At 54.9% G+C, this 24231-nt stretch carries 18 protein-coding genes; 4 read left to right on the top strand and 14 right to left on the bottom strand.

The genetic code is table 11. The annotated features are described in order from the left end of the window. Positions 1-22: 22 nt before the first annotated feature. The 4 genes from QMG93_RS07925 to QMG93_RS07910 form a co-directional block, all read right to left on the bottom strand. Positions 23-1591 carry a fibronectin type III domain-containing protein gene (locus tag QMG93_RS07925; protein WP_281935183.1) on the bottom strand — a complete coding sequence of 523 codons (1569 nt, stop codon included), beginning with the start codon at positions 1589-1591 and terminating at the stop codon, positions 23-25. A gap of 49 nt (positions 1592-1640) precedes the next feature. Continuing rightward, complete coding sequence (locus tag QMG93_RS07920; protein ID WP_281935181.1) at positions 1641-4511, bottom strand: fibronectin type III domain-containing protein; 2871 nt, start codon at positions 4509-4511, stop codon at positions 1641-1643. Positions 4512-4770: 259 nt separating this feature from the next. Continuing rightward, entirely contained in the window at positions 4771-5697 is a 927-nt protein-coding gene (locus QMG93_RS07915; protein WP_281935179.1) for an aldo/keto reductase, read from the bottom strand. 19 nt (positions 5698-5716) lie between these two features. Then, positions 5717-6724, bottom strand: a complete 1008-nt coding sequence (locus tag QMG93_RS07910; protein ID WP_281935177.1) for a Gfo/Idh/MocA family protein — start codon at positions 6722-6724, stop codon at positions 5717-5719. Positions 6725-6860: 136 nt separating this feature from the next. Between QMG93_RS07910 and QMG93_RS07905 the strand changes: the two genes are divergently transcribed. After that, positions 6861-7697: an AraC family transcriptional regulator gene (locus tag QMG93_RS07905; protein WP_281935175.1), complete on the top strand. Its 837-nt coding sequence runs from the start codon at positions 6861-6863 to the stop codon at positions 7695-7697. A 16-nt stretch (positions 7698-7713) separates the two neighbouring features. Here the strand turns inward: QMG93_RS07905 and QMG93_RS07900 are convergent, their stop codons facing one another. Beyond that, on the bottom strand, positions 7714-9273 hold the full coding sequence (locus QMG93_RS07900) for a diguanylate cyclase domain-containing protein (RefSeq protein WP_281935172.1): 1560 nt from the start codon (positions 9271-9273) through the stop codon (positions 7714-7716). A 119-nt stretch (positions 9274-9392) separates the two neighbouring features. Here QMG93_RS07900 and QMG93_RS07895 point away from each other — a divergent pair, with 119 nt between their 5' ends. Next, positions 9393-11537: a DNA topoisomerase III gene (locus tag QMG93_RS07895; RefSeq protein WP_281935169.1), complete on the top strand. Its 2145-nt coding sequence runs from the start codon at positions 9393-9395 to the stop codon at positions 11535-11537. Between the two features lie 25 nt (positions 11538-11562). On the opposite strand, the gene QMG93_RS07890 is transcribed toward QMG93_RS07895, so the two are convergent. Next, a complete protein-coding gene (locus QMG93_RS07890) occupies positions 11563-11871 on the bottom strand; it encodes a hypothetical protein (RefSeq protein WP_281935167.1) in 309 nt (102 codons plus the stop codon). A gap of 7 nt (positions 11872-11878) precedes the next feature. Continuing rightward, on the bottom strand, positions 11879-12781 hold the full coding sequence (locus QMG93_RS07885; protein WP_281935165.1) for a TIGR01777 family oxidoreductase: 903 nt from the start codon (positions 12779-12781) through the stop codon (positions 11879-11881). 224 nt (positions 12782-13005) lie between these two features. Here QMG93_RS07885 and QMG93_RS07880 point away from each other — a divergent pair, with 224 nt between their 5' ends. Beyond that, entirely contained in the window at positions 13006-18111 is a 5106-nt protein-coding gene (locus QMG93_RS07880) for an AAA family ATPase (RefSeq protein WP_281935163.1), read from the top strand. 161 nt (positions 18112-18272) lie between these two features. Here QMG93_RS07880 and QMG93_RS07875 read toward each other — a convergent pair whose 3' ends face one another. Beyond that, complete coding sequence (locus QMG93_RS07875) at positions 18273-18722, bottom strand: MarR family winged helix-turn-helix transcriptional regulator (protein ID WP_281935162.1); 450 nt, start codon at positions 18720-18722, stop codon at positions 18273-18275. 141 nt (positions 18723-18863) lie between these two features. On the opposite strand from QMG93_RS07875, the gene QMG93_RS07870 reads away from it, so the two are divergent. Then, positions 18864-19802, top strand: coding sequence for an SDR family NAD(P)-dependent oxidoreductase (locus QMG93_RS07870; protein ID WP_281935160.1), 939 nt, complete (start codon positions 18864-18866; stop codon positions 19800-19802). 101 nt (positions 19803-19903) lie between these two features. Here QMG93_RS07870 and QMG93_RS07865 read toward each other — a convergent pair whose 3' ends face one another. The 6 genes from QMG93_RS07865 to purT all read right to left on the bottom strand — a co-directional run bounded on the left by QMG93_RS07865 (position 19904) and on the right by purT (position 24214). Then, positions 19904-20734: an alpha/beta hydrolase gene (locus tag QMG93_RS07865; RefSeq protein ID WP_281935159.1), complete on the bottom strand. Its 831-nt coding sequence runs from the start codon at positions 20732-20734 to the stop codon at positions 19904-19906. Positions 20735-20764: 30 nt separating this feature from the next. Beyond that, on the bottom strand, positions 20765-21106 hold the full coding sequence (gene ytxJ / locus QMG93_RS07860) for a bacillithiol system redox-active protein YtxJ (RefSeq protein WP_281935156.1): 342 nt from the start codon (positions 21104-21106) through the stop codon (positions 20765-20767). Between the two features lie 22 nt (positions 21107-21128). Continuing rightward, positions 21129-21635, bottom strand: a complete 507-nt coding sequence (locus QMG93_RS07855) for a metallophosphoesterase family protein (protein ID WP_281935154.1) — start codon at positions 21633-21635, stop codon at positions 21129-21131. 147 nt (positions 21636-21782) lie between these two features. Then, a complete protein-coding gene (locus QMG93_RS07850) occupies positions 21783-22058 on the bottom strand; it encodes a hypothetical protein (protein WP_216795362.1) in 276 nt (91 codons plus the stop codon). A gap of 67 nt (positions 22059-22125) precedes the next feature. Further along, a complete protein-coding gene (locus QMG93_RS07845; RefSeq protein ID WP_281935151.1) occupies positions 22126-22914 on the bottom strand; it encodes a TIGR00266 family protein in 789 nt (262 codons plus the stop codon). Positions 22915-23023: 109 nt separating this feature from the next. Further along, complete coding sequence (gene purT, locus QMG93_RS07840) at positions 23024-24214, bottom strand: formate-dependent phosphoribosylglycinamide formyltransferase (RefSeq protein ID WP_281935150.1); 1191 nt, start codon at positions 24212-24214, stop codon at positions 23024-23026. Positions 24215-24231: the final 17 nt, after the last annotated feature.

The raw sequence follows: 24231 nt of genomic DNA, 5'->3' as shown, positions 1-24231 counted from the left end.
GATGTTCCGCCTGAATCAAGTTTCATCCCGCGGCTTTGTCCGCAACATACTGCACATCTGCGCTGTCGATGACTCCGTCGTTGTTCAAATCGTACAAGCTGTCATATCCCGGCTGACCTACACGCGCTCCGCTGCGCTGCGAGATAAGCACGAGATCGCTGAGCCCGATCCGGCCGTCCTGATCGAAATCCGCCGAGCCGGCATTAACGGTCAAGCTAACGGGCCCGGGCAGCGTCCGAATCGCCCCTTGACTGCTTGCAAGCTGCGAGTCCGGCTGCAGCGTGAACGTACCGCTGCCCTGCTGAAGCACGGTGAACCGCAAAGCCGCAAGGCCCACGTCTCCGCTCCGCCCCGGCGTTTGTCCAAGCAGAGAACCGCTCACATGCACCTTATCCGGCGTCGGCGCGCTATAACCTCTCACTGCGGTAGTTCCCTCCGTGCCGAATTCCGGGTGCAGCGAAGCTTGCAGCAGCTTGAATCTGGCAGGATCGTACTGCATTTTTGCCAGAAAAGCGTACACGTCCTCCGCCCGATCCGCACGCACTTGCAATTCCAGCACAGAGCCGACGTTCAAGAAACCCGGCCGGGCTTGCAAGCGTACAGCCTCCGCCGGTCCCTGCGACGCTTTCGTTTTCACCGTTGTTGCCGGATTATTTTGGCTGACGTTGCCTGCCGCATCCACAGCTTCGACGGAAAACGTATACGTCGTATCAGGCTGCAATCCCGCTACGACATAGGAATAGACGCTGCCGTAAACCGAGCCCGCGACGCTGCCGTCCTGGTAAATGCGATACCCCGTCGCCCCTTGCGCCAGCGTCCAATTCAAGGTCAGCGACGATGACGTCACGTTGGACGCGGTTAGTGTGCTGCCCTCAGGCCACACCGGCCCGCTCGGAGCAGCCGCTACGTTGAAGCTAGTTTTCAAGTTGGTTTGATTTCCAATTTTATCCCAAGCCTGGATATCCAAATCATGATTTCCATTGGACAATCCGTGCGCCGGTGTCGTCACGGTCGTAACCTTCTCTCCTTCGTACGATTTGCTAAATAGTAATTCGCTGCTATCAAGCGTCACGGTGATTCGCTCAAGCCCTCTTCCTTTATCGGTAGCGACGAACGATATCACAGGATTCGGGGTATTTACCACTGCATTTTTTGCCGGTTGCAGGCTGCTAATCACCGGCCCTTCCTTATCTCTAAACTCGGTCCTGAAGGTAAGCTGCGGCCCGTTATCCGTCTCGGGCCCACCCTCGTTATATGCTTCCACTCTGTAGGTATAGAGAGTATTCTCATCAAGACGATCGGCAAAATATGGACGGGTGCTCGGCGACCGTCCCAAACTCCTCCCGTTCCGGTAAATGACATAATATTGGGCGTTTTCAGCCGGCGTCCAAGTCAATGTGTATGCGCCACCGAAGTTTTCCGTGAGCTCCAGCCGACTGCCGGTCGGCCAAACCGGAACAGGGACGGAAGCGTTGCCATCGGTCGCTTTCAATGAATTTGGCGATTCAAATTCTTCTGCCGATACGAGGGGAGCGAAGGCAATAAAAAACATTACTAACAAGAACAGTGCGCTGATCAACAGCCTTTTCATAAGATCCACCTCTCCAATATTGGATTTTCCGCCCGAACCAAGAAGTGCTTCATCCCGCCACTCTGTCCGCAACATACTGCACATCTATACTGTCGATAACTCCGTCATTGTTCAAATCGTACAAGCTGTCATATCCCGGCTGACCTATACGCGCTCCGCTCCGCTTCGAGATGAGCACGAGATCACTGAGCCCGATCCGGCCGTCCTGATCAAAATCTGCCGAACCGACCCGTACGGTCAAGGCGACGGGCCCGGGCAGCGTTCGAATCGCCCCTTGGCTGCTTGCAAGCTGCGAATCCGGCTGCAGCGTGAACGTACCGCTGCCCTGCTGGAGCACACTGAACCGCAAGGCCGCCAGACCTACGTCTCCGCTCCGTCCAGGCGTTTGTCCAAGCAAAGAACCGCTCACGTGTACCCGGTCCGGCGCAGGCGCGTTATAACCTCTCACTGCGGAGGTTCCCTCCGTGCCGAATTCCGGGTGCAGCGAAGCCTGCAGCAGCTTGAATTTGGCGGGATCGTATTGCAGCTTCGCCAGAAAAGCGTACACGTCCTCCGCCCGACCCGCACGCACTTGCAATTCCAGTACGGAGCCGACGTTCAAGAAGCCGGGCCGGGCTTGCAAGCGGACAGCCTCCGCCGGTCCTTGCGACGCTTTCGTTTTCACCGTTGTTGCCGGATTATTTTGGCTGACATGGCCTGCCGCATCCATAGCTTCGACGGTAAACGTATACGTCGTGTCCGGCTGCAACCCCGCTACATCATAGGAATACACATTGCCGTAAACCGAGCCCGCGACGCTGCCGTCCCGGTAAATGCGATACCCCGTCGCCCCTTGCGCCAGCGTCCAATTCAAGGTCAGCGACGACGACGTCACGTTCGACGCAGTTAGCGTGCTGCCCTCAGGCCACACCGGCCCGGTCGGTGCCAAGGCTACCGTAAACTTAGTGATGGATACCTCTCTGTTATCCGCGTCATCCTTCGCAACAATGATCAATTTGTACTTGCCCGGCGTCAACCCGTTTGCTGGCGCGGTCACCCTACCTGTCGCCTTGTCGTAGGTGTGGTTTAGCCAATCTTGAGCTAATTTTTCATTTTCTATAATAACCGTGATGTCCTTCACTTTGCCTTGACTGTCGGTAATCTTAGCTGAAATGACGGGATTAGAGGTGGTTATAACCTCGTTGTCAGCCGGATAATGTTCGCTTACAACCGGCGGAGTTCGATCTTCGATGGGAGTTCTTACGGTAAGCGTAGGACCGTTGTTCGTTTCTTTCATTTCCTTGTTGAGGGCCTCTACTTTAAAGGTATACTCCGTATCGTCCTCCAATTTGTAATGAAAAAACGAGAATGAAGTGTCACTCCCCCTATTTTGAGAGATCCTTTTGTTATTCACATATATCGCGTAATATTCCGCACCGACTGCCGGCGTCCAAGATAATTCGTACCTGTCCCGGTAGAGTCGTTCGAACTCCAGGCGACTGCCTTCGGGCCAATGGGCCAACGGAATTTCCGGAGCCGGACCTTCTTTTAACGAAGTCTCACTTATGATACCGGAGCCGTTTACCGCGAATACCTCATATTTATATTTCTGACCGGGAGACAGCAGCGTATCGGTGAAGCTTTCGGTGTAACTGTATGACCTCACAGGCGTCAGTAATTCTCCGTTACGATACAGCAGGTAATAAACTCCCGCCCGGGGCCACTCCAATTTAACTTTGCCTTCTCCGTCAGGGGTGACTTTCAGAACGCTGTAAGCAGGCCATACAGGTGCATCTGCCGGAGCCTCGAAGGGCGCCGCCGCCAAAGGGACATAATTCACCTGTACATCGCTGCCCAGTTTAAGCTTCGAAGCGACCTCCTGCTCGTCGGTCGTTCCCCAATAATTGTTTTGAAGGGGTAAAGCATCCGAGCCCTGATAGGTGTTAATTACGCCGTTCCATCCGTTGCGAAGTATATTGCTTTCCGTCACGGGAATCGGTCCGTCAAAGCCAACTTCGTTATCGGATAGTTCTCCGCGCTTGAAACGGATCGTATTTTCTGGATCCCCCGTCGTACTGAGCAGACCGATTTGATTGCCGCTGACCTTGGTATCATATAGATATATAGAAATCGTTCCGAACATGCCGTTGAAAACACGGTCGACATAAGCGCCGTACGTACTCCCTGTAATCGTAGAATCGTATATGGCTCCTGCGCCCTTAAGTCCATACGATCGGTTTCCCTCAAGGCGGCTTTTGGCGACTAAATTATCCATATCCTTCCGCGCCTCGGAGTCCCCGAGATCAGTCACCCCTCCTCCGTTATTGCGGATGAGGCTGTCATAGACAAATACCCGGCTGCCTCGAATCGCCGTCCCGTTATTTTCAAATACCGAAGAAGCTATGTTAAAAACCTTGATATCTCCGTAGAGTGCAGTCTGATTGTTTGCGAACTTGACATGATCGATAATGGCCGGGGTCTTGTTAATGATGGGGTAGGTTCCGGCATCAATAGCCGAGGTGGCGCCGGTAAATTCGGCGTGCTTGATTCGGACGGTATTCGTATCGATATATTCCAGATCCAGTCCTTTCCAGCTTGGAACGGACTGCGGGGTTTCCGGGCCGAATAAGACCGGTTCGCTTTGTGTGCCGCTCACGAGTAAGTTTCCACCTACCCGGAGTCCCGTTTCGTTACGGAACTTGACGACAACGCCCGGCCCGATGGATAGTGTAGCTTTTTCACGAATGAAAATGGTTGTCGTCACGATGTAGGGACTGCCGGCTTTGGTCCATACCGTATCTTGGCTGATATCGCCCGATATTTGCGTGCCGCTTCCGGATGAAGCTTGGGGTGGCTGAAGTTCTTCTGCCGATCCGGGGGAAGTCCAAGCAATAAGTGCGAGTAGTAACAAGAACAACGCGCTGATCGATTGCTTTTTCATGAAGATCCTCCTCTTGGTATTGGATGTTCCGCCTGAACCAAGATGTGCGAATCAAGCTAACTCTGCCCACCCCCTTTACTTCACTAACTATTTCCTCAAATAATATCATCCATTTCTTCCAAAAATAAATAGATTTTAGCTAAAGATTTCTAAATATTTCAACAAAAGCGGCCGCAAAAAAGAAGAGCACTCTCGCCCCTGCGAAAATGCTCTTCGTTATGCGATATCTATGTCGCACGCAGCGAGGCAGACCATCGACCTATCCGTGCTCCAGCCAGTCCAGCTCCTCCCGCGTTAAGCGGATGTCCGCTCCTTGCCGGCACGACTCCAGTTCCTCCGGCGTCTGCGCCCCAATCAAAGCGCAAGCGGGGAACGGCTGGTTCAGCACATAGGCAAGCGCGATCTGAATCGGGCTGGCGCCTTTTTGCTTGCCCAGCTCCTCGGCCCGGTGCAGCCGAGCCCAGTTGTCGTCGCTGTAGAACACCCGCACCAGGTCGGCGTTATCCGTCACCTCGGGCGTATAGCGTCCGGTGAAAAAGCCCCGGGCCTGCGACGACCAAGACAACAGCGGGAAGCGGTTCTGTTCGTGCCACGCGCAATCGTCGGCGTAAGCCGATACGCAGCCGGCCCAGAACGGCTCTTTCGCTTTGGCCAGGCTTAGATTCGGGCTGCTGAACGCGAACCCGGTTAAGCCGTGCACAGCCGCATAATCGTTCGCCTCCTGCAGCCGCTGCACGGTCCAGTTTGAGGCGCCGATCGCCCTGATGCGGCCTGCCGCGATATGCCCGTTAAGCGCTTCGATGATCTCGCCGACCGGTACGGACGGATCGTCGCGATGCAGCGCATACAAATCCACGTAATCGGTGCCGAGCCGCTCCAGGCTTTCGTTCAAATCACTGGCGATCGCTTCGGGCGTCACGCGCGGTCCGCTGCTGTCGTGATGAGCTCCTTTGGTCAAAAGTATCACATCGGCCCGGTTCCCCCTGTCCTTCATCCATTGGCCGATCGTGCGCTCGCTGTTCCCGCCGCCATAGACATGAGCCGTATCGATCGTATTGCCTCCGATCTTGAAGAACGCGTCGAGCACGCCGCAGACCTTGTCGTAGATGTCCATGCTGAAATAATCCGAACCTTGAATCAGGCATGATACCGGTTTTTCCAAGCCTTCAATGCGAATCGTTCTCACGTCTCGTTCCTCCCCTCGATTATAAGTTCAACTCCACGCGGCGGCGTTCCCGGGCCGACGTCAGGCAAGCGTCGACGGCGCGCATGTTGTTCACCGCGTCCGACGGTCCGAACGGCATCGGCTCGCCGTGCAGGACGTTCCGGCCGAACGCATCGGCTTGAAGCGTATATTGGTTCAAGTAAGGAACCTCCTCTTCCCGCTTTTCCCCTCCGGCATAGACATAAAAATGATCCTGCGCGTTTTCATGGACAACGTACGCGGACGGGACCTCGATCCGTCCTTCCGTTCCGACGATCTCCAGCGTATTGCGTCCGGCCGCCCACATCCCGCAATCGAAGGTAAGCGCAACGCCGCCGGCAAATTCGAGCAGTCCCGAGGCCATCATGTCGACGTGATCGTGCTCCGGCGAGAAGAAGGCATGCACCGCCGCCGCTTCCGGCTCCCGTTCCAGAATGAACCGCGCCGCGCTGATCGGATACACGCCGACATCGTAGATCGACCCGCCGCCCATCCATTGCTTGTAGCGCACGTTGTCCGCATCCTTCGCATTGTTGAAGGTGAAGGCGCCGTGGATGGCGCGGATCTCGCCGATTTCCCCGCTCCGGATGACAGCTTTTATGGCCGCATAGCGCGGATGATAGCGGTACATGAACGCTTCGGCGAATGTTACGCCCGCCCGGCGGCAAGCTTCCGCCATCGCCTCGGCTTCGGCCGCATCGATCGCGGCCGGCTTCTCGCACAGCACGTGCTTGCCCGCCTCTGCGGCGCGGATCGTCCATTCCTTGTGCAGATGGTTTGGCAGCGGAATGTAAACGGCATCAATCTCGGGATCGGCAAGCAGCTCCTCGTAGCTTCCATACGCTTTCGGGATATTCAGCCGCTCCGCCGTTTCCTTCGCTTTGTCCGGACCTCGGCTGGCAATGGCCGCCACAGTGCCGGTAGCCGATTGTTGAATCCCCGGAATGACCGAGCGTACGGCGATACCCGCGCAGCCGATAACTCCCCAACGAACTTTGTTTTCCCTCATTCCCTCATCGCTCCTTCAGCTTGGTTTGGATGAATATGCTAAGATATTGTCATTATATTGATCCTCGAATAAAATGAAAATAACATCTTTTTGCAGTCGAATAAAACAATATTGTCATTCAAAAGGAGAAGTAAAAATGCGGCGTCAAAGCTTTTTGCCGACGCTTAACGAGCACGAATATTTGCTGCTGCCCGAATCGGTCGGCTGGTACAAGGACCCCGAGCATGAAGTGCTGCGAAAAGCTGGAGCTCTCAACAATTTCAGCATCCATCTGATCGTGGACGGCAAAGGCTATCTGGAAACCGACGGAGAGCAGCATACGCTGCACCGGGGAGACGCCTTTCTCTACTTCCCTTTACAATCGCAAAGGTACTACAGCAGCAAGGAAGACCCCTGGGAAGTGCGGTGGGTGCATTTTTACGGGAAAACGCTGAAGGAGTTTTTGCTGGAACGGGGCATCGGGCCGAAGCCCTTGTGGAAAATACCGCAGTGGAAGCCGCTTGAGCAGGCTTTGGCGGATTTGCTGGAGGAGCTGGAGCAGAACGGGTTTTGGCAGTTGACCCGCATCTCGACGCTGACTTACGCGATCCTGGCGGAGTTCGTCACGCAAGCGGTTCCTTGGTCCGAAGCCAGAAGCCCTGAGGCCGACAACCGGATTTCGGAGCTCTTGCCCGAAATGCAGCGCGATGCTTGCCTGCCGTTCGATTTGCAGCTTTGGGCGGACCGGGCCGGCGTCAGCAGCTATTATTTTTGCCGCCTGTTCAAGAAAGCGACTCATCTGACGCCGATGACCTTTATTACGCTGTGCCGTCTGCAGAATAGCAAGCAATGGCTGCTGGAGCAGCCGCAGCTAACGGTCAAGGAAATTGCCGAACGAGCCGGCTATCCGAGCGTCAGCTACTACAACAAGCGTTTTCTCGAGCAGGAAGGCATGACGCCGACGGAATACCGGCAGCTCTATTTGCGCCGTTAGCCTCGGCGTCTCCCAGTTAACTTCCCGGCTGATAGCTTTCGCTCCGGTTGCGTCCTTCCTGCTTGGCCCGATACAGCGCCTTGTCCGCCATGCCGACCAATTCGAGCGGCGAGAGCCCCGCATATGGAATGGCCGAAGCGGCGCCGACGCTGACCGTGACGTACTCGGACACCGACGATCCGATATGCCGGATACGAAGCGTTTCCACTTCCCGGCGAATGCTCTCTGCCACGGCGGCTGCCTGTACCCTTCCACAGGCCGTCAGGATCACCGCAAACTCCTCGCCGCCATAGCGGGCAGCGAGACCGTCCATGCTGCCGACGACTCGCTGCAGAGCGTCTGCAACCTGTTTCAGACAAGCGTCTCCGCCTTGATGACCGTACGTATCGTTATACGTTTTGAAGCAATCGATGTCGAGCATAATGACGGATAGCGACTGCGAATACATCGCCGCTGTCGCCCAGGCCGCATCGAGAAATTCGTCGAATGCCCGGCGGTTGGCAGCTCCCGTCAGCCCGTCGCGGCGCGATAGCTGCTCCAGCATACGGTTGGCCTGCATCATCGTCTCTTCAGCCCGCTTCGACTCCGTCCTGTCGACGATAATCGCCAAATAGCCAAGCAAGCGGTCCCCACGTTCCCTTACTTCACTGAGCATCAAGTGTACGTGAAATCGCTCTCCACCGCGCCGCACAAAGGTCCATTCCTGCTCGTGGCCCTTCCCTTCGGACAAGCCTGCCACGAATACTTCCAAATCTTCTACCGGTCGTCCAAGCTGACGCCGAAGCTCCTGTTTTCTCAGCGCAAACTCCTCCGGGTCCACGATCGTGCCCGGAACCCGCCGTCCGATCGCTTCCTCGGCGGGAATTCCGAACATTCGTTCCGCCCCCGGATTGAACACCTTGGCGATACCTGCCGGGTCGATGAAAATAATCGCAACGCCCGTCGCCGAGCGGAAAATCGCCTCCTGCAGCGTATACGACCGCCGATATTTGGCTTCGCTTTCTTCCAGTTGATAGACGAGACGGTTGGCGTCGGTCAAATAGCGGATCAAGTATGCGACGAACAGACCGCCGGACAAAATAATGGCGATAAAGTAAAGGTTCACCTTCCAGCTCTGCCATCCGAGCAGGAAGAACAAGCTGGAGGTGATGACGCTAATGCTTGCCGCGATGGAAAGCAGCCATTTTTTCCAATAATCCGTAATGCGCATCGCAATGATGCCGCTGGTCAAGCCGAGAAGCACAGCTGTCGTAGCTGCCGTCAGAGAAGACGTATTCACCCCGAACATCGCAATCCGGCCGATCGCGATGATCAAGCCCGCCACCGCAGAAGCGTAGATCCCTCCGAAATGCGCTGCCGCGATAATGGCGATCTGCCGAAAATCCAGAATGGTCGACCCGTCGACCCTGACACTGAAGAATATCAGTAAAATGCCGAATAAGCCATGCGCCCCTCCAATAACGAGACGCAGTTTAACGGGCAGAGACGGCTTCCGTTCGTGGTTGCGCAGGATGCGGCTTGACAAAAACATAAATGCAGTTAATAATGCCAAATTAGCGATAAATAATTGAAACATAGACCGCACCCCCTCTATTTCTCTGTGCTGTCGATCATAGCAGACACGTATTAAAAAAGTGTTAGGACTATTGTACTATTGTGTTAAGAATAAACGAACCCCGTTGAAAGGAGCCTGTCATGAAATCACTCGTATTGGCGGAAAAACCTAGTGTCGCCAAAGAAATCGCGCGCGTCCTGGGCTGCCATCAAAAGCATAAGCATTATATGGAGGGCCCCGGGTACGTGGTGACTTGGGCATTGGGGCATCTGGTCACGCTGGCCGAGCCTGAGGAATACGATTCAAAGTACAAAAGCTGGAATTTAGACGATTTGCCGTTGCTGCCCTCGCGGATGAAGCTGAAAATCATTCGCGAAACCACGCCGCAATTTAAGGCGATTGCTCAGCTTGCTAAGCGCAGCGATCTGGAGCAGCTCATCATTGCAACCGACGCCGGACGCGAGGGCGAGCTGGTCGCCCGTTGGATTATGGAAATGGTTCACTGGAAAAAACCGTTCAAGCGGCTCTGGATTTCCTCGCAAACGGACAAGGCGATCCGCGACGGCTTCGCCTCGCTGAAACCCGGACAGTCCTACGACCCGCTCTACCGATCCGCCGTTTGCCGGGCGGAGGCGGACTGGCTGATCGGACTCAACATTACGCGCGCCTTGACCTGCAAGCATAACGCCCAGCTGGCGGCCGGACGCGTACAGACGCCGACGCTGGCGGCGATGATGGACCGCGAGCGCGAGATCAAATCGTTTCAGGCGAAAGACTACTGGGTGCTGCGGGCACAGTTCGGCTCGTTTCAGACCGTATGGCGGAGCCAGGCGCATCCGGACGGACGCCTGTTCGATAAAGCCGCGGCCGACGCGCTGCTCGAACGCTTGAATAAGGTGCGCTCGGCCAAAGTTGCGCAGCTTAAAGTCACGGAGAAGAGCGAGCCCCATCCGCTCGCCTATGACTTGACCGAGCTGCAGCGCGATGCCAACAAGCGGCACGGCTTCACCGCGAAGCAGACGTCGAACGTGCTTCAGCGGCTGTATGAGCAGCACAAGCTCGTCACGTATCCGCGTACCGATTCGCGGTACTTGTCTTCGGACATGGTCTCTACGCTTCCCGACCGGCTGAAGGCATTGAATGTCCAGCCTTATGCGGCTTGGATCAAGCCGCTGCTTGCGAAGCCGCTTCCGGTCTCCAAGCGCGTCGTCGACGACAGTAAAGTATCGGACCACCATGCGATCATTCCGACGGATGAACGCCCGCAGTTGCACAATCTGTCGGCCGAGGAGCGTAAGCTTTATGACCTGATCGTGCGCCGGTTCATCGCGTTGTTCACTCCAGCGTTCCGCTATGACGAAACGTCGGTGACGCTGGAGGTCGGTGGGGAGCATTTCCACGCCAAAGGGCGCATCGTCAAAGAAGCGGGCTGGAAGGCGCTGTATGAAGCATCGGCCGGCGCAGACGAGGACGACGATACAGCCGAGGACGAACCGGCCTCCCGGCAGACGCTTCCCCCGCTTCAGCCCGGGATGGAGCTGAAGGAGTTCCGGCTCAGCCAGCACAAGCAGACAACGAAGCCGCCGGGCCGCTATACCGAGGCGGCGCTGCTCGGGGTCATGGAAAAGCACAATCTTGGCACGCCGGCGACCCGCGCCGATATTATCGAGAAGCTGCTGCAGACCGATACGATCGAGCGCCGTATGAACACGCTCCAACCGACCGGCAAAGGCGCCCAGTTGATCGAGCTCGTCGTGCCCGAGCTTCGCACCCCAGAGCTGACGGCCGCTTGGGAGCAGGAACTGGAGCGGATCTCCAAAGGCAAAGGCGACGCCGGCAAGTTTATGGAGAGCATCCGCAAGCAAACCGAGGCCATTGTCCGGGAGGTTAAGGCAAGCGAAGCCGAATACAAGCCGCACAACCTGACCCATTCCCGCTGCCCCGAGTGCGGCAAGCCGCTGCAGGAGATCAAAAGCAAACGCGGCAAACTGCTTGTGTGCAGCGACCGGGAATGCGCGTATAAACGAGCTGCGGAGCCCGCACTTTCGAACAAGCGTTGCCCGCAGTGCCATAAGCGGATGGAGATCCATACGGGCAAGGCCGGTAAATACGCACAGTGCCGTCCGTGCAACGTAGTCGAGATGCTCGGCGAATCCGGAGGCGGCGGACGCGCGGCCAAGCGACAGCAAACCCAGCTCGCCAAACAGTACAGCGATAACGTTTCGCTCGGTTCCAGCCTAGAAGAAGCGCTGAAAGCCGCGATGGCGAAGCACAAAAAAGATTGAAGCCGCAACTGGCTTCAATCTTTTTTTAGCCCATGTTTTCCACCGTCGGCCGGACTTCCCGCTCGTAATAGGTCCGCAGCTGCGCTTTTTCCTGCTCCGTGAACTGGTACTCGCAGTCTCTTCCTTCGTCCTGCGGGACGATCTCGACGATATCGCCCCGGCGCGTACAGACGATGAGCGCCCCCAGTTCAACGATCCCTTCCGGCGCTTCACTGCCCTCTTCCAGCCCCAGACTTACTTCCACATCGATCCACTGCCCGCTGCGCACCTCTGCCCGGGAATGAAATCGCGCGAACCGCAGCTCCCGGATGTCCGGATTACCGTATTCGATCATTTCGCGTTCACCCTTTCTTGCCGGACCCCACCAGATTTTCCAGCGCATGATCGATAACCGAATATTTATAACGAAATCCGAGGTCGGTGACGACTTTCGGAAATACTTGTTGACCCTTCAACAAAAGCTCGGACATTTCGCCGAACAACGCTTTCAGCACGAATGCCGGAACCGGAAACCAGTACGGCCGGCGAAGCGCCTTGGCCAAGCTGCGCCCGAACTGGTCGTACGTCACCGGAATCGGCGCCGTCGCATTGACCGGCCCCTCGATCTCTTCATGCTCAATACAGAACTCAATCATCCGGCACAGGTCTTCGATATGAATCCACGACATGATTTGACGTCCGCTGCCGACCCGTCCGCCGATACCGAGCTTAAACGGCAAGCTCATCTTCGGGAAGGCGCCCCCGTCGTTGCCGAGCACAAGTCCGATCCGCAGCAGAACGACGCGCGTATCGGGGATATGCTCCGCTACCATCTCCCATTGGTCGACGACGCCGGACAAAAAATCCTCCACGCGCAGCTCGCTTTCCTCCGTGAACGACTCGGTCTCCGACGTGCCGTAGATCGACATGCCGGATGCATTGACCAACACAGGCTTTTTCTCCAGCTGTTCGATCAGGGCTTGGACGCGATTAACCGCATCCAGACGCGATTCCAGAATCCGCTTCTTGGCGTCCTCCGTCCAGCGCTGGTTGATTGTTTCCCCCGCCAGATTGACGATCGCGTCGACGCCCTCCAGTGGCTTGATGTTATTTTCCAGTTCATCCCAAGTCATATGGCGAATCAACGGATGATCCGAACGTCGCTTTTTCCGTGAAATGAGGATTACCGTATCTTTTTTTTGTAAAAACAACTGGGTCAAATGCTTGCCGACAAAGCCGGTCCCCCCTGCAATAGCGACCTTCATGAATGTTCCTCCGCTTACACTGATATCTTTTGACATTCATTATATCGGAAATCGCTTCGTGAAGCCATGCCGCGCCGAAAATCTTTACTTTCCATTCCGCCTCCGGTGCTGCAAACGCTGGTGCAGGCTTCTTCTAATGGCGGATAATGGGATTAATGGTTGCTTCCACTCCTGTGAAAAAGTACAATGAAATGAAACATAGCAGTTTATCGGAGGACATTCCATTGGCTTGGAACGTAAATGAAAAGTCGCTTGAGCCGATCGGCGAAAACGGCTTCACGATTCTTTATCGCGGCGAAGAGCTTCCTTCCGGCGAGACAAGGCTCGTAAAAGTATTAAAAGACGAATATTCCCAGCCTTCGCAACCCGACTGGCTGCATCAAGAATATAAAATCGGCAGGACCCTTCCACTAGACGACATCCTCGTTCCTCGCGGGATGATCTCGGTCGGCGGCGCTTCCGCGCTTGTCATGGAGCACACGGACGGGTACCCTCTTTCTTCCCTGTTAACTCCACAGCCTATGGAGCTTGGCCTTTTTTTGCAGTGGGCCATTGCGGCGTCGGAACTGATCCGAAAGCTGCATCAATTGAAATTCACCCATCTGGCTCTATCGGCATCTGCATTTTTTGTCGAATCTGATAGAAAAAAGATGAAACTTACCGATTTATATAGCGTAACGCCGACGACCGCAATACCGGACGCCGTCGAGGAACCGCCTCGTTACGAAGCGGAACGGCTGCTCTACGCAGCGCCGGAGCAGACCGGCCGTATGAACCGCCGAACGGATACCCGGACGGATGTGTATGCGCTGGGCGTTTTGTTCTACCGGATGCTTACTGGAGTGTATCCGTTCGACAGCGAGGATGCCTGTGAGCTGGTGCATCAGCATATGACGAAGCAGCCTGTCCCACCCGGCGAGCGATCGTATGAGGTGCCGCGGCCCGTTTCCGGTATTGTCATGAAGTGTCTGGCCAAGCATCCGGAAGACCGGTATCAGAGCGCATTTGCGCTGCGGCGGGATTTGGAAAGCTGCTTGAAGCAGCTTCAGACGGAAGGCTGCATCGACGAGTCCGCCATAGACGGCGCGGAAATGTCGGACCAATTCCGCATCTCCGATGCGATCTACGGTCGTGAAGCGGAGCTGCAGCAGCTTCAGGGCGCTTACCGGCGCGCACTGCTCGGCAACCTCGAAATCGTGCTTGTCTCCGGCTTGTCCGGGATCGGCAAGTCGTATTTGATCCATGAATTTCAACAATCGGTGCAGAGCGGCGGCGGCTTGTTTGTTACCGGCAAGTTCGACCAATTCAAGCGCGATACGCCGTACCATGCCGTTCAGCAAGCGGGACGGCAGCTGCTGCAGCATTTGCTCGCGCTTCCTGAGGAACGGTTCCAGGGACTGAAACAGCGGATTTTGGATGCCGTCGTACCTAACGGACAGATTCTGGTCGAGATGAATCCCGATGTTGAGCTAATTTTAGGCAAGCAGCCGCCGCTGTCCAAGCTTCCGCCTGTCGAAACGCATAACCGGTTTATTTTAACGTTGCAAAAATTTTTGTCCGCCTTTATGTCCAAAGAGCAGCCTATGGTTATTTTCTTGGACGATCTGCAATGGGCCGACCCGTCATCCGTCCAGATCATCGAAGACCTGGTGTTGGAATCGGGGCTGCAGTACGGACTGTTCGTGGGAGCCTGCCGGGACCGGGAATTTAGCGAGCCTCCCCCGCTGCAGGCGTTCTTGGACAAGATGGAGCGAAGTCAAATGCCGAACAGGACGCGAATCCGGCTCGAACCGCTCCAGAATGAGCATATCGAACGCATGCTGAACGACTCGCTTCGGCCGATCCGCCAGCCGGTGAATGAATTGGCAGGCCTGATCATGGATAAGACGAAAGGCAATCCGTTCTTTACCAAGCAGTTTTTCCGGACGCTGTACGATCATCAGCTGCTGCGCTTCAACTATGACGCCGACTGCTGGGAATGGGACCCCGACAAAATCGGCGAGCTGCATATTACCGATAACGTAGTGGATTTTATGATCAACAAAATCCGCCGTCTCTCCGGATCATTGCAGCAAGTATTGATGCATGCCGCTTGTGTCGGGCACCGTTTTGATACCGATACGCTGGCCCATGTGCTGGAGCGGCCTCCGGACACGATCGTCCCCCTGCTGCATGAAGCGGTTACCGATGGACTTCTGATGCAGGCCGGACTTGCGCGCCAAACTCCGCCGGATAAGCTCTTCTTCAAATTCATGCACGACCGGATATATCAAGCGGTCTACTCGCTTGTCCCGAAGGAGCGAAAAAAAGAGATTCATCTGCATATCGGAAGGCTGCTGCAAAATCAGTATCAAGGGGATGCGCAGGAAGAACGGCTGTTCGAAATGACGAATCAGCTCAATCTCGGCTCGGAGCTGATGACGCTCCCTGAGGAAAAGAATCAATTGGCCCGTTTGAATGCGGCGGCATGCCGGAAAGCGAAGACCAATTCCGCTTATGACATCGCGCTGTGCTATGCGGCCCAAGGAATCGCATTGCTGGAGGCAGATTCCTGGGTGCGCCAGTACGAACTGACCTTCTCCCTGCAACTGGATCAAGCCGAGCTGGAGTACTTGTGTGGTCAGTTTGAAGAAGCGAAGCGTTCGTTTCAGACGGTGCTGAAGCATGCGCGGACGAAGCTGGAAAAAGCGGAAGCCTACAACCTGATGATCGTGCTTTTCACCAATATGGGCGAGCATGAAGAAGCGTTACGGATCGGCTTGGAAGGATTGAAGCTGTTCGGTATTCCGATCCGGCCGAATCCCGGCAAGCTAAGCATTGGACGTGCGCTGGTGAAGGCACATCTGCTCGTAGGAACCCGGCATCCCCAAGAGCTGCTCGATCTGCCGGTCATGACGGACCCGAACCATAAAACGGTCATGCGGCTCATGGTGAATTTGACGCCTCCGGCCTATTTTTTAAATTCGGAATTATACGTTTATCTGATGCTGCAAATGTTTAACTACTCACTGGTTCACGGCCATTCGGAAGGATCGGCCCTCGCCTGCTCGACGTATGGCATCATTCTAAGCTCGCTGCTCGGACGACTTAAGGCCGGCATGGAATACGGTCGGCTTGGAGCGAAGCTCAGCGATACGTTTAACGATTTGTCCATGAAATGCAAAGTCTATTTTGCTTACGGTTCCTTTACGAGCAACGCAAAGGAGCATATCGAAGCCAGTGTCCGATATTTGCGCAAGGCTTATCAATACGGGATAGAATCGGGGGATTTCATATACGCAGGCTATTCGATCGCGTTCAGCTTTTTAATGCGGTTACTTAAAGGCGATCCGTTGGCGGAAGTACTGAAGGAAACGGACCAGTACCATACGTTCATACATAAATCAAAAGACCGGGATACGATTTGGATTTATACCGTGCTTCAGCGCTATATAATGTTTTTGAAGGAAGATGTCCTGCCTGCCCCGGCTGGCGCAAATGGCTGCGACCCCTTCATGAATGCGAACGAAGCGGAGCAAATGAAAGCTTTGACCAATCAAGCTATCGCCCACACGCATTACGCGCTTCAAGCACAGACGTATTTGCTGCTGGACCGCCCGAACGAAGCCAAGGCGATTTGCGAGACCGCGGAAGCCGGCATCAAGTCGGTTTTCGGCCTGCCGCACGTGCACCTGCATCACTTTCATTATGCTTTGGCGCTTGCCGGTTTGTACGCCAAGGCGTCGGCCAAGGAGCAGAAAGCTTACAAAATCCGTATCCGCAAAAGCATCCGGTTTCTGGAAAAATGGTCGACCTTCTCGCCGGATAATTTTCTCGCGATGAAGCTGCTTGTCGAAGCCGAATGGCATCGGATTTCCGGCAACCCGGTGCTGGCTGCGGAAAAATACGACCAGGCCATTCATCATGCCTCGAAAAATGGCTTCCTACCGCTCGAAGCGATGGTCGGGGAATATGCCGCAAAGTTCTATATGCAGGCCGGCAAGCTCAAGGTGGCCCGCTCTTATTTAATAGAAGCCCGAAGCTTATATGCGAAGTGGGGCGCCAACCGGAAGGTATCCGATCTCGATGACCGCTATCCGTCCTTGCTCGGCAGGGCGCAGGCCGGTGAATCGACGATCGACCTCTCCTGCATGATGAAGGCGTCTCAAGCCATCTCGAACGAAGCTGTATTCCAACACATGCTCGAAAGCATCATGTCGATCCTGCTGGAAAATGCGGGTGCGGACAAAGGGCTCCTCGTGCTCGAACGGAACGGCCGGCTGTTCGTCGAAGCGGAAAAGGCGCTCCGTGCCCCGTTCAAGTCGCTGCATTCGGCCCATTTGGACGATTGCCTCAGCACGGCCGTCACGGTGATACAGTTTGCCGCCCGGACCGGCGAAACGGTGCTTTTGCACGATGCGGCAGCCTCGGACATTTTCGCCCGGGACGCTTACATTTTGGCGCAGCGGCCCAAATCGATTCTTTGTGTGCCTATTCTTAAGCAGAGCAAGCTGATCGGCGCGCTTTACCTGGAGAACAGCCTCGCCAGCCATGTATTTCAAGAAGCGCGTCTCGACACGCTTAAGCTGTTGGCCGCTGAGGTCGCGATGCTGATCGAGAATTCCAAGCTGTACGACCATTTGGAATACAAAGACTGCAAGCTGCAGCTCATGGAGGAGCGGGAGAAAAACATCCGGCTGCAGCTGGACGAGAAGGAACGATGGGTGCAATCGGCGGAATCAACCATGCTGAATATACGCAAAGCGCAGCACGAGCTGATCAACAATGTGCAAACCATTCATGCTCTGCTGATGATGAACAAGTTCGATATGGCGAAGGAATATATCTCCGTCTGGTGCAAAGAAATCGTGCAGCATTCGGTCATCGGTTCGGTTGAATTTCCGGTGCTCGGTATCGTTCTGAGCAACCTGTCGCTTATCTGCATCGCCCAGAAAATCGATCTGCAGGTCGCCGGGAAGTTTGACTGCACGTTTGAAGAGCTGACGCTGCCGATCTGTTATTTCTCCAGCATTATGCACAATCTGCTAAAAAATGCCGTGGAGGCCATTCCGACCGACGATTTGCTCCGCACCGTCCGTCTGACGATCGAAGAATCCGAAGACCGGTACACGGTTTCCGTATTTAATACCGGCTCCTATGTCAAGGAAGAGGACCGGTTAAACCTATTCGAAAAAGGCTTCTCCACCAAGTCCGACGTTACGAATTCCGGTCTCGGTCTGCATATCGTGCAGAATTATCTTCAGCATTACGGTGGAGACGTGGAGTGCCATTCCGATCCGGGGGAGGGAACGACGTTTACCGTACATTTGTGTAAAAAAGGTGTCCGCTGAAAATAAAATATAAGACTGACCTGAGTATAAAACCAGCGGCAGCCTAGGACCGAAAAATAAGTCTTAGATTGTCCGCTGGTTTTTTTGAACTAACGTCCGGTTCGCCGTCAGCCAATACTTTTCGGTTAACCATACACATTCACTTTGGTAAGTTTACGTTCTTAAAGACGATTGAATCCATTGAACTGCCGGAGCATTTGGATGAAATCATGAAGCTCTGCGTCTTTCCAGTCCGAGAGACGTTCATAAAAAATGGACTCTTTCTCCTTAAGCGCATCGATTATTTTTTGTTGTCCATACTCGGTAAGAGACAACACGATTCCCCGTCCATCTTTAGGAGACGCTTCTCTGTTCACATATCCCAGAGACTGGAGCTGTTTCACAAGGCGACTAACCGAACTTCGATCCATCGCAGTTGAGTCCGCTAATGTTGCGGCATTAGTGGGGCCATAGGAATACAGCCAACGAACAATATGGAAAGCGGCCGGCTGTAAGGAGGAATCGAATTTCGCTGCGGCTCTGACATTCAAGGCATGTGAAGCGCTAATGAGGGCGTTAAGCTGCTCACCCAACTCAATCTCCAGTTTCTCCCTCGGTTCATTTTCCTTCATCCTCAATCACCTTTCTTCAGATCAAAAAGATAACTCGAATTTGATTGACATATATCAATCAAATTATTATAGTGGACATATGTCAACTATATACTGCCTATTGGTTCCAAAAAAATTATATCACATGAAGGAGAAATGACGATGCCTCATAAAGCAACTGTTGTCATTACTGGTGCCACCAGCGGTCTTGGACAGCTTGTCGCGCTTGAATTGGGAAAACGCGGTTTCGACCTTGTCTTGACTGCCAGAAGTAAAGAACGCGCTGATGCGACGAGAAAACGGATTGAAGAGAATGCACCATCGGCAAAAGTTGATTTTTTTTATGGAGATTTATCGCTCTTGAAGGATGTTCAACGGATGGGGGCTGAAATAGCCGCCGCTTATCCTAAAATTGATGTGTTGTTGAACAATGCGGGAATCCATGCCTTTGAGCCCCGCATCACGCCCGAGGGGTTTCCTGAAATGATTGCTGTCAATTATTTGGCACCGTGGCTATTGACACATATGCTAAAACCGTCCCTGCAGAACGCAAACAAGGCCAGAGTTGTCAATGTCGCCTCTGAAGCTTCACGTCGTCACGGCGTTTTGAAGCTCCCCGAGGATTTAACGGATACAACTCCCTTTACCGCTCGCGGCTCATCCCCCATTTATGGAAAAACCAAATTGTTAAATATTATGTTTACTGCTGAACTGGCACGTCGGTGGGCGGGTACAGGAATCAGCGTAAATGCGCTAAATCCAGGATTTAATGTTACCGGACTCGGACGGGAACTTTGGTTCGCACCCGTATTAGAACGATTGTTGAAGGCCCTTCGTCTTGGCGATCCGCGAAGAGGAGCCGATATAATCACCCGATTGATTGTGGAGCCGGAATATCAAAAAATGACAGGCGGATATTTTAACGTTGGAACCGGAAAATCAATTGAACCCATATCGCCCGGAGGAGACGCTGCAATGCAGCACAAGCTGTGGAAGGCCACAGAAGAATTGCTGGAGCAAAAAGGATTTCTTTCCTGGAACACGAATGAGGAGAGGATAAAACAAACGATGAATGGAGAATTAGCACCGCCCTATGGCTGACAACTGGCACGCGCCGGACACACAAAAGCCCGCCTGTCTCCAGCGATGAAATCATGCGTTTCATCCACTGAAGACGGCGGGCTTTTCGGCCGTGCCGGTTATCAAACTGCCGAGCTGTGCTTTGGCGCCGATCCGGCGAAAGATCGTTCGATAAACCGAAGCGCCTCAGGCAGATGCCCTCCGAAGTACTCCCAATTATGATCCCCTTCGAACTCCATATACTCATGCGGGTAGCCGATCTGCTCCAGCAGCGCCTGATAAGCGGAGCTGAGCGGGAATAACGAATCCGATGTACCGCAGTTGAAATGAAGCGCTGGCCGGACTTCCTCCTTCACCCTTCGTGCGGCCAGCATGTGCAAATCCAGCTCTTGCGCATAAGGCCCGTGTACGGGTCCGATCATCCGGCACACGTCTGTACGAAGGAACGCTTCGTTCATGAGGCCGACCGACATGAGCGCACCTGCGATACTGGCGGCCGCGCCGAAAAGATGCGGATTGCGCAGCGCCAGCACGAACGAGCCGTAGCCGCCCATGGACAGGCCGCAGAGAGCTCTATGGGAAGTATCTGCAATCGTGCGGAACTCGCGGTCGATCGCAGGAATGAGATCGTACAGGAAATAATCCTCGAAACGTCCCGAGCCGTCAAACCAGTTAACATAAAACGTGCCGTGTCCGTAGCCTCCGTCGCTGACCATGACTACGATGCTTTCGCGAAGGTCACCTGAAGCCATCAGCTTTTCGATCGTTTGCTCGGCGTTTCCTTTCACGCTCCAGCTCGTTTCGTTCCCGTATAGCCCGTGAAGCAAATAAATAACCGGGTAGCGGGTGTCCTCGGACTCGTTATAGCTCGGGGGAAGATAGACGTAGCATAGCTTGCGCGCAAACAACGCGCCGGAAAAAAACGCAAACGGCGTCACTCCCATAGCGGTCATTCCCCTTTCCTTAGCCTCGGCTTGCCGGCTTTAGTTCAATACGGCGGTCATATGCTCTTCGGTAATCGCCCAATGCGACGTATTCCAAATCGTTTCTTTGTTTTTGATATATAAAATTTGCGGCGAAGCGTGCTTTACGCCCGTATCCTCGGCAATTTGATTGGACACCGGACGGGATTCGATGACCTTGACCAAAACATACTCGACATCCGTATTCGGCGTTTTTCCGAGATAAGCCTCATATTCCTGCAGCGCATTGAAGCTGACCGGACATGCCGTGCTATGCTTGAGCACAACGATCGGTTGTTCCGTCGTCGCCGCTAAAAGCTGCTCCCATTCTTCATTCGTTGTAATTTCTTTCCACTGTGCCATGTCGCTTCCTCCGTCTCCTGATTCAATTGGTTTTGTCAAAATAATAATGGTCGGCCTCCACTCGGCTTCCGAGCTGAAGGATACCGTAGGAATATCTGGGCTGCCGGCGCTTATCGGTCGGCGATCCGGGATTGAACAGCAGCATGCCTCCGCGTTCTTCCTTGTAAGGGATATGCGAGTGGCCAAACAGCACGATGTCCGCCGTCCCCTTCCCTTCCGCGTCGCGGAAGGATTCGTAAGCCGTATCAACCGTAGAACGGCCGCCGTGGCCGTGCACCATCCCGATGCGGTACCCGCCGAGCTCAAGAAGCTTGCGGCGGCCGAAGCGTCTAACGATGTCCATGCCGTCGTTATTGCCGGCAATCCCCTCAACCGGGGCCAGCGCCTCAAACAGATCGCACACGGCCTCGTCGACCCAATCTCCCGCGTGCAGGATCAGATCAACCCCCTGCAAGCCCTGAACGAGCGGCTCCGGCAGCGTTCTGGCCCGGCTGAACATATGAGTATCGGATACGACTCCGATGCGCATGGCAGCTCCCGCCTTCCAATTCCATTGATTTCTTCATTTTACCATACAACCAAGGGAAAAGAAAAAAGCACCGCGAGGGTGCATGCCCATATCGAACGCAAAAACCCGTGAACAAGAGGTCCACGGGTCGTTCGAACGGTCCGCCGGTTAAGCTTGCGGAGTACCCGCCAAGTCAAGCGCTTGAGACGAAATGTTTTCTTTGAACTTGGACATGCAGTTGCATAAAAAGTCTTTGCGGCAAATCGGGCAAGGCTCTTTCAGCAGCCGGTTAATATGGGTTGGCGTGACGTTGCCTGCCGTATCCTGTTCGTAAATAAGACGGCAAACCGTCCGATCCTTCAATTGTGCTACGATTTCGAACAATCCATTTTTTGGATTGTGACTGACGATTTTGGCATCGATGACTTGTGGTTGGTACGCCATCTACAGCACCTCTTTCAACGATATTGTGAGCGGCAAAAAATAATCGTACTATCAATCATATCGTTTTTTAACGGTCGCCGTCAAGCAGATTTCCGAGGCCGCCCAAAATGCTGCCTTCCTCCTTGCGTCCGCCCGTCCGTGCCGCGCTCATCACTCGATCCGCCAACCGGCTGAACGGCAGCGACTGAATCCATACCCGGCCCGGTCCCCGCAGCGTGGCGAAAAACAGCCCTTCGCCGCCAAAGATCGCCGTCTTGACGCCTTTGACGAACTCGATGTCGTAATCCACATCCTGCGTCATCGCGACCAGACATCCGGTATCCACACGGATCATTTCGCCCGGGCCCAACACTCGCTCATGAATCGCCCCGCCCGCGTGAACGAACGCCAGACCGTCTCCTTCGATCTTCTGCATGATAAAGCCTTCGCCGCCGAAAAATCCGGCGCCCAGCTTGCGCTGAAACTCGATGCCGACCGAAACGCCCTTCGCCGCGCACAGAAACGCATCCTTTTGGCAGATCAGCTTGCCGTTCAGCTCCACCAGATCCATCGGTAAAATGCGGCCTGGATACGGGGAAGCAAAGCTGACGCATTCCTTGCCCGAGCCCCGGTTCGTGAACGCGGTCATGAACAAGCTCTCGCCCGAAAGCAGCCGCTTGCCTGCGCCGAACAGCTTTCCGACGAAGCCTTTGTTCTGCTCGCTCCCGTCGCCGAAAATCGTTTCCATCTGTATGCTCTGGTCCATCATCATCATCGATCCGGCTTCGGCAAAAACGGTTTCTCCCGGGTCAAGCTCGACCTCGACAAACTGCATTTCCGAACCGATAATCCGGTAATCAACTTCATGCGCATTCATGGACACTCTCTCCTTTTAGGGGGGCTTGTACCCGTTGTTAAACTGATGGAAGGACTCTATGAACCGTATGGATGTTATACGCACATTCGGATGCCCCGGTTTCGCGACCTTAAGCCTTGTCCGTCCCGTACTCGATGCGCAGGTGCGAAGCGGCTTCCATGGCCTGCCGGCGGGCGGCTTCCACCGTCTCCGCTGAGCTCAAAGCGACAGCCATACGCCGGCCCGGCTTCGTCTCCGGCTTGCCGAACACGCGAACCTGGGAATTCGGGACCGCCAGCGCCTGTTCGAGACCGCCGATGCGAAAGTCCGACGTTTCCCGGTCCGCCTTCAGCGTGTAGGAAGCCGCCGGTGTCAGCAGCCGCACGTTGGGAATCGGGAACCCGAGGATCGCCCGTACGTGCAAGGCAAACTCGGACAAATCCTGCGAAGCCATCGTCACCATTCCCGTATCGTGCGGGCGGGGACTTACCTCGCTGAAGTACACCTTGTCCGGCGCGAGGAACAATTCCACCCCGTAAATGCCGGCGCCGCCAAGCGCCTCGGTGATCGCCCCCGCCACCCGCTGGGCCTCCGCGATTTGAGCGTCGCTCATCGCATGCGGCTGCCAGGATTCGATATAATCGCCATCCTTTTGAATATGGCCGATGGGCGCGCAATACGTCGTTCCGGAGATAGATCGGACGGTAAGCAGCGTAATTTCCGAATCGAAGGAGATGAATTCTTCCACGATGACGCGGGTCTTTTTGGCCCGGCCGCCTTCCATGGCATAGTTCCAGCTAGCTTCTACGTCTTCCGGTGTGCGGCAGACGCTCTGCCCTTTGCCCGAGGAACTCATAATTGGCTTGATGACGCACGGCGTTCCGATCGTCGCGACAGCCTCCTGCAGCTCCTCCAGGCTGTCGGCGAACGCATACTTTGCTGTAGGCAAGCCAAGCGTCTCCGCGGCCAGTCTCCGGATGCCTTCCCGGTCCATCGTCAGCCTTGCGGCGGTTGCCGTAGGCACGACGCGATAGCCTTCGCTTTCCAGCTCCACCAAGGTCGGCGTCGCAATCGCTTCAATCTCGGGCACGATAAGATCGGGGCGTTCTTTCTCAATGGTTCGGCGCAGCTCCTCGCCGTCCAGCATGTTGATGACATAGGATCGGTGCGCCACCTGCATAGCGGGCGCATTCGCGTAACGATCGACCGCGATCGTTTCCACGCCAAGACGCTGGGCTTCAAGAATGACCTCCTTGCCCAGCTCGCCTGCTCCCAGCAGCATCATTTTTTTCGCGTTCGTCGATAACGGTGCACCGTACATGGAAGGTTCCTCCTGAA

Source organism: Paenibacillus tyrphae, from assembly GCF_027925525.1.
Lineage (GTDB): Bacteria > Bacillota > Bacilli > Paenibacillales > NBRC-103111 > Paenibacillus_G > Paenibacillus_G tyrfis_B.
This window is presented reverse-complemented; position numbering and strand designations above follow the sequence as displayed.

Excerpts from the sequence above, each read along its gene's own strand:
- QMG93_RS07925 (WP_281935183.1), bottom strand. The coding sequence starts at position 1,591 with ATGAAAAGGCTGTTGATCAGCGCACTGTTCTTGTTAGTAATGTTTTTT.
- QMG93_RS07920 (WP_281935181.1), bottom strand. The coding sequence starts at position 4,511 with ATGAAAAAGCAATCGATCAGCGCGTTGTTCTTGTTACTACTCGCACTT.
- QMG93_RS07910 (WP_281935177.1), bottom strand. The coding sequence starts at position 6,724 with ATGAGGGAAAACAAAGTTCGTTGGGGAGTTATCGGCTGCGCGGGTATC.
- QMG93_RS07905 (WP_281935175.1), top strand. The coding sequence starts at position 6,861 with ATGCGGCGTCAAAGCTTTTTGCCGACGCTTAACGAGCACGAATATTTG.
- QMG93_RS07900 (WP_281935172.1), bottom strand. The coding sequence starts at position 9,273 with ATGTTTCAATTATTTATCGCTAATTTGGCATTATTAACTGCATTTATG.
- QMG93_RS07895 (WP_281935169.1), top strand. The coding sequence starts at position 9,393 with ATGAAATCACTCGTATTGGCGGAAAAACCTAGTGTCGCCAAAGAAATC.
- QMG93_RS07890 (WP_281935167.1), bottom strand. The coding sequence starts at position 11,871 with ATGATCGAATACGGTAATCCGGACATCCGGGAGCTGCGGTTCGCGCGA.
- QMG93_RS07885 (WP_281935165.1), bottom strand. The coding sequence starts at position 12,781 with ATGAAGGTCGCTATTGCAGGGGGGACCGGCTTTGTCGGCAAGCATTTG.
- QMG93_RS07875 (WP_281935162.1), bottom strand. The coding sequence starts at position 18,722 with ATGAAGGAAAATGAACCGAGGGAGAAACTGGAGATTGAGTTGGGTGAG.
- QMG93_RS07870 (WP_281935160.1), top strand. The coding sequence starts at position 18,864 with ATGCCTCATAAAGCAACTGTTGTCATTACTGGTGCCACCAGCGGTCTT.
- QMG93_RS07865 (WP_281935159.1), bottom strand. The coding sequence starts at position 20,734 with ATGACCGCTATGGGAGTGACGCCGTTTGCGTTTTTTTCCGGCGCGTTG.
- ytxJ (WP_281935156.1), bottom strand. The coding sequence starts at position 21,106 with ATGGCACAGTGGAAAGAAATTACAACGAATGAAGAATGGGAGCAGCTT.
- QMG93_RS07855 (WP_281935154.1), bottom strand. The coding sequence starts at position 21,635 with ATGCGCATCGGAGTCGTATCCGATACTCATATGTTCAGCCGGGCCAGA.
- QMG93_RS07850 (WP_216795362.1), bottom strand. The coding sequence starts at position 22,058 with ATGGCGTACCAACCACAAGTCATCGATGCCAAAATCGTCAGTCACAAT.
- QMG93_RS07845 (WP_281935151.1), bottom strand. The coding sequence starts at position 22,914 with ATGAATGCGCATGAAGTTGATTACCGGATTATCGGTTCGGAAATGCAG.
- purT (WP_281935150.1), bottom strand. The coding sequence starts at position 24,214 with ATGTACGGTGCACCGTTATCGACGAACGCGAAAAAAATGATGCTGCTG.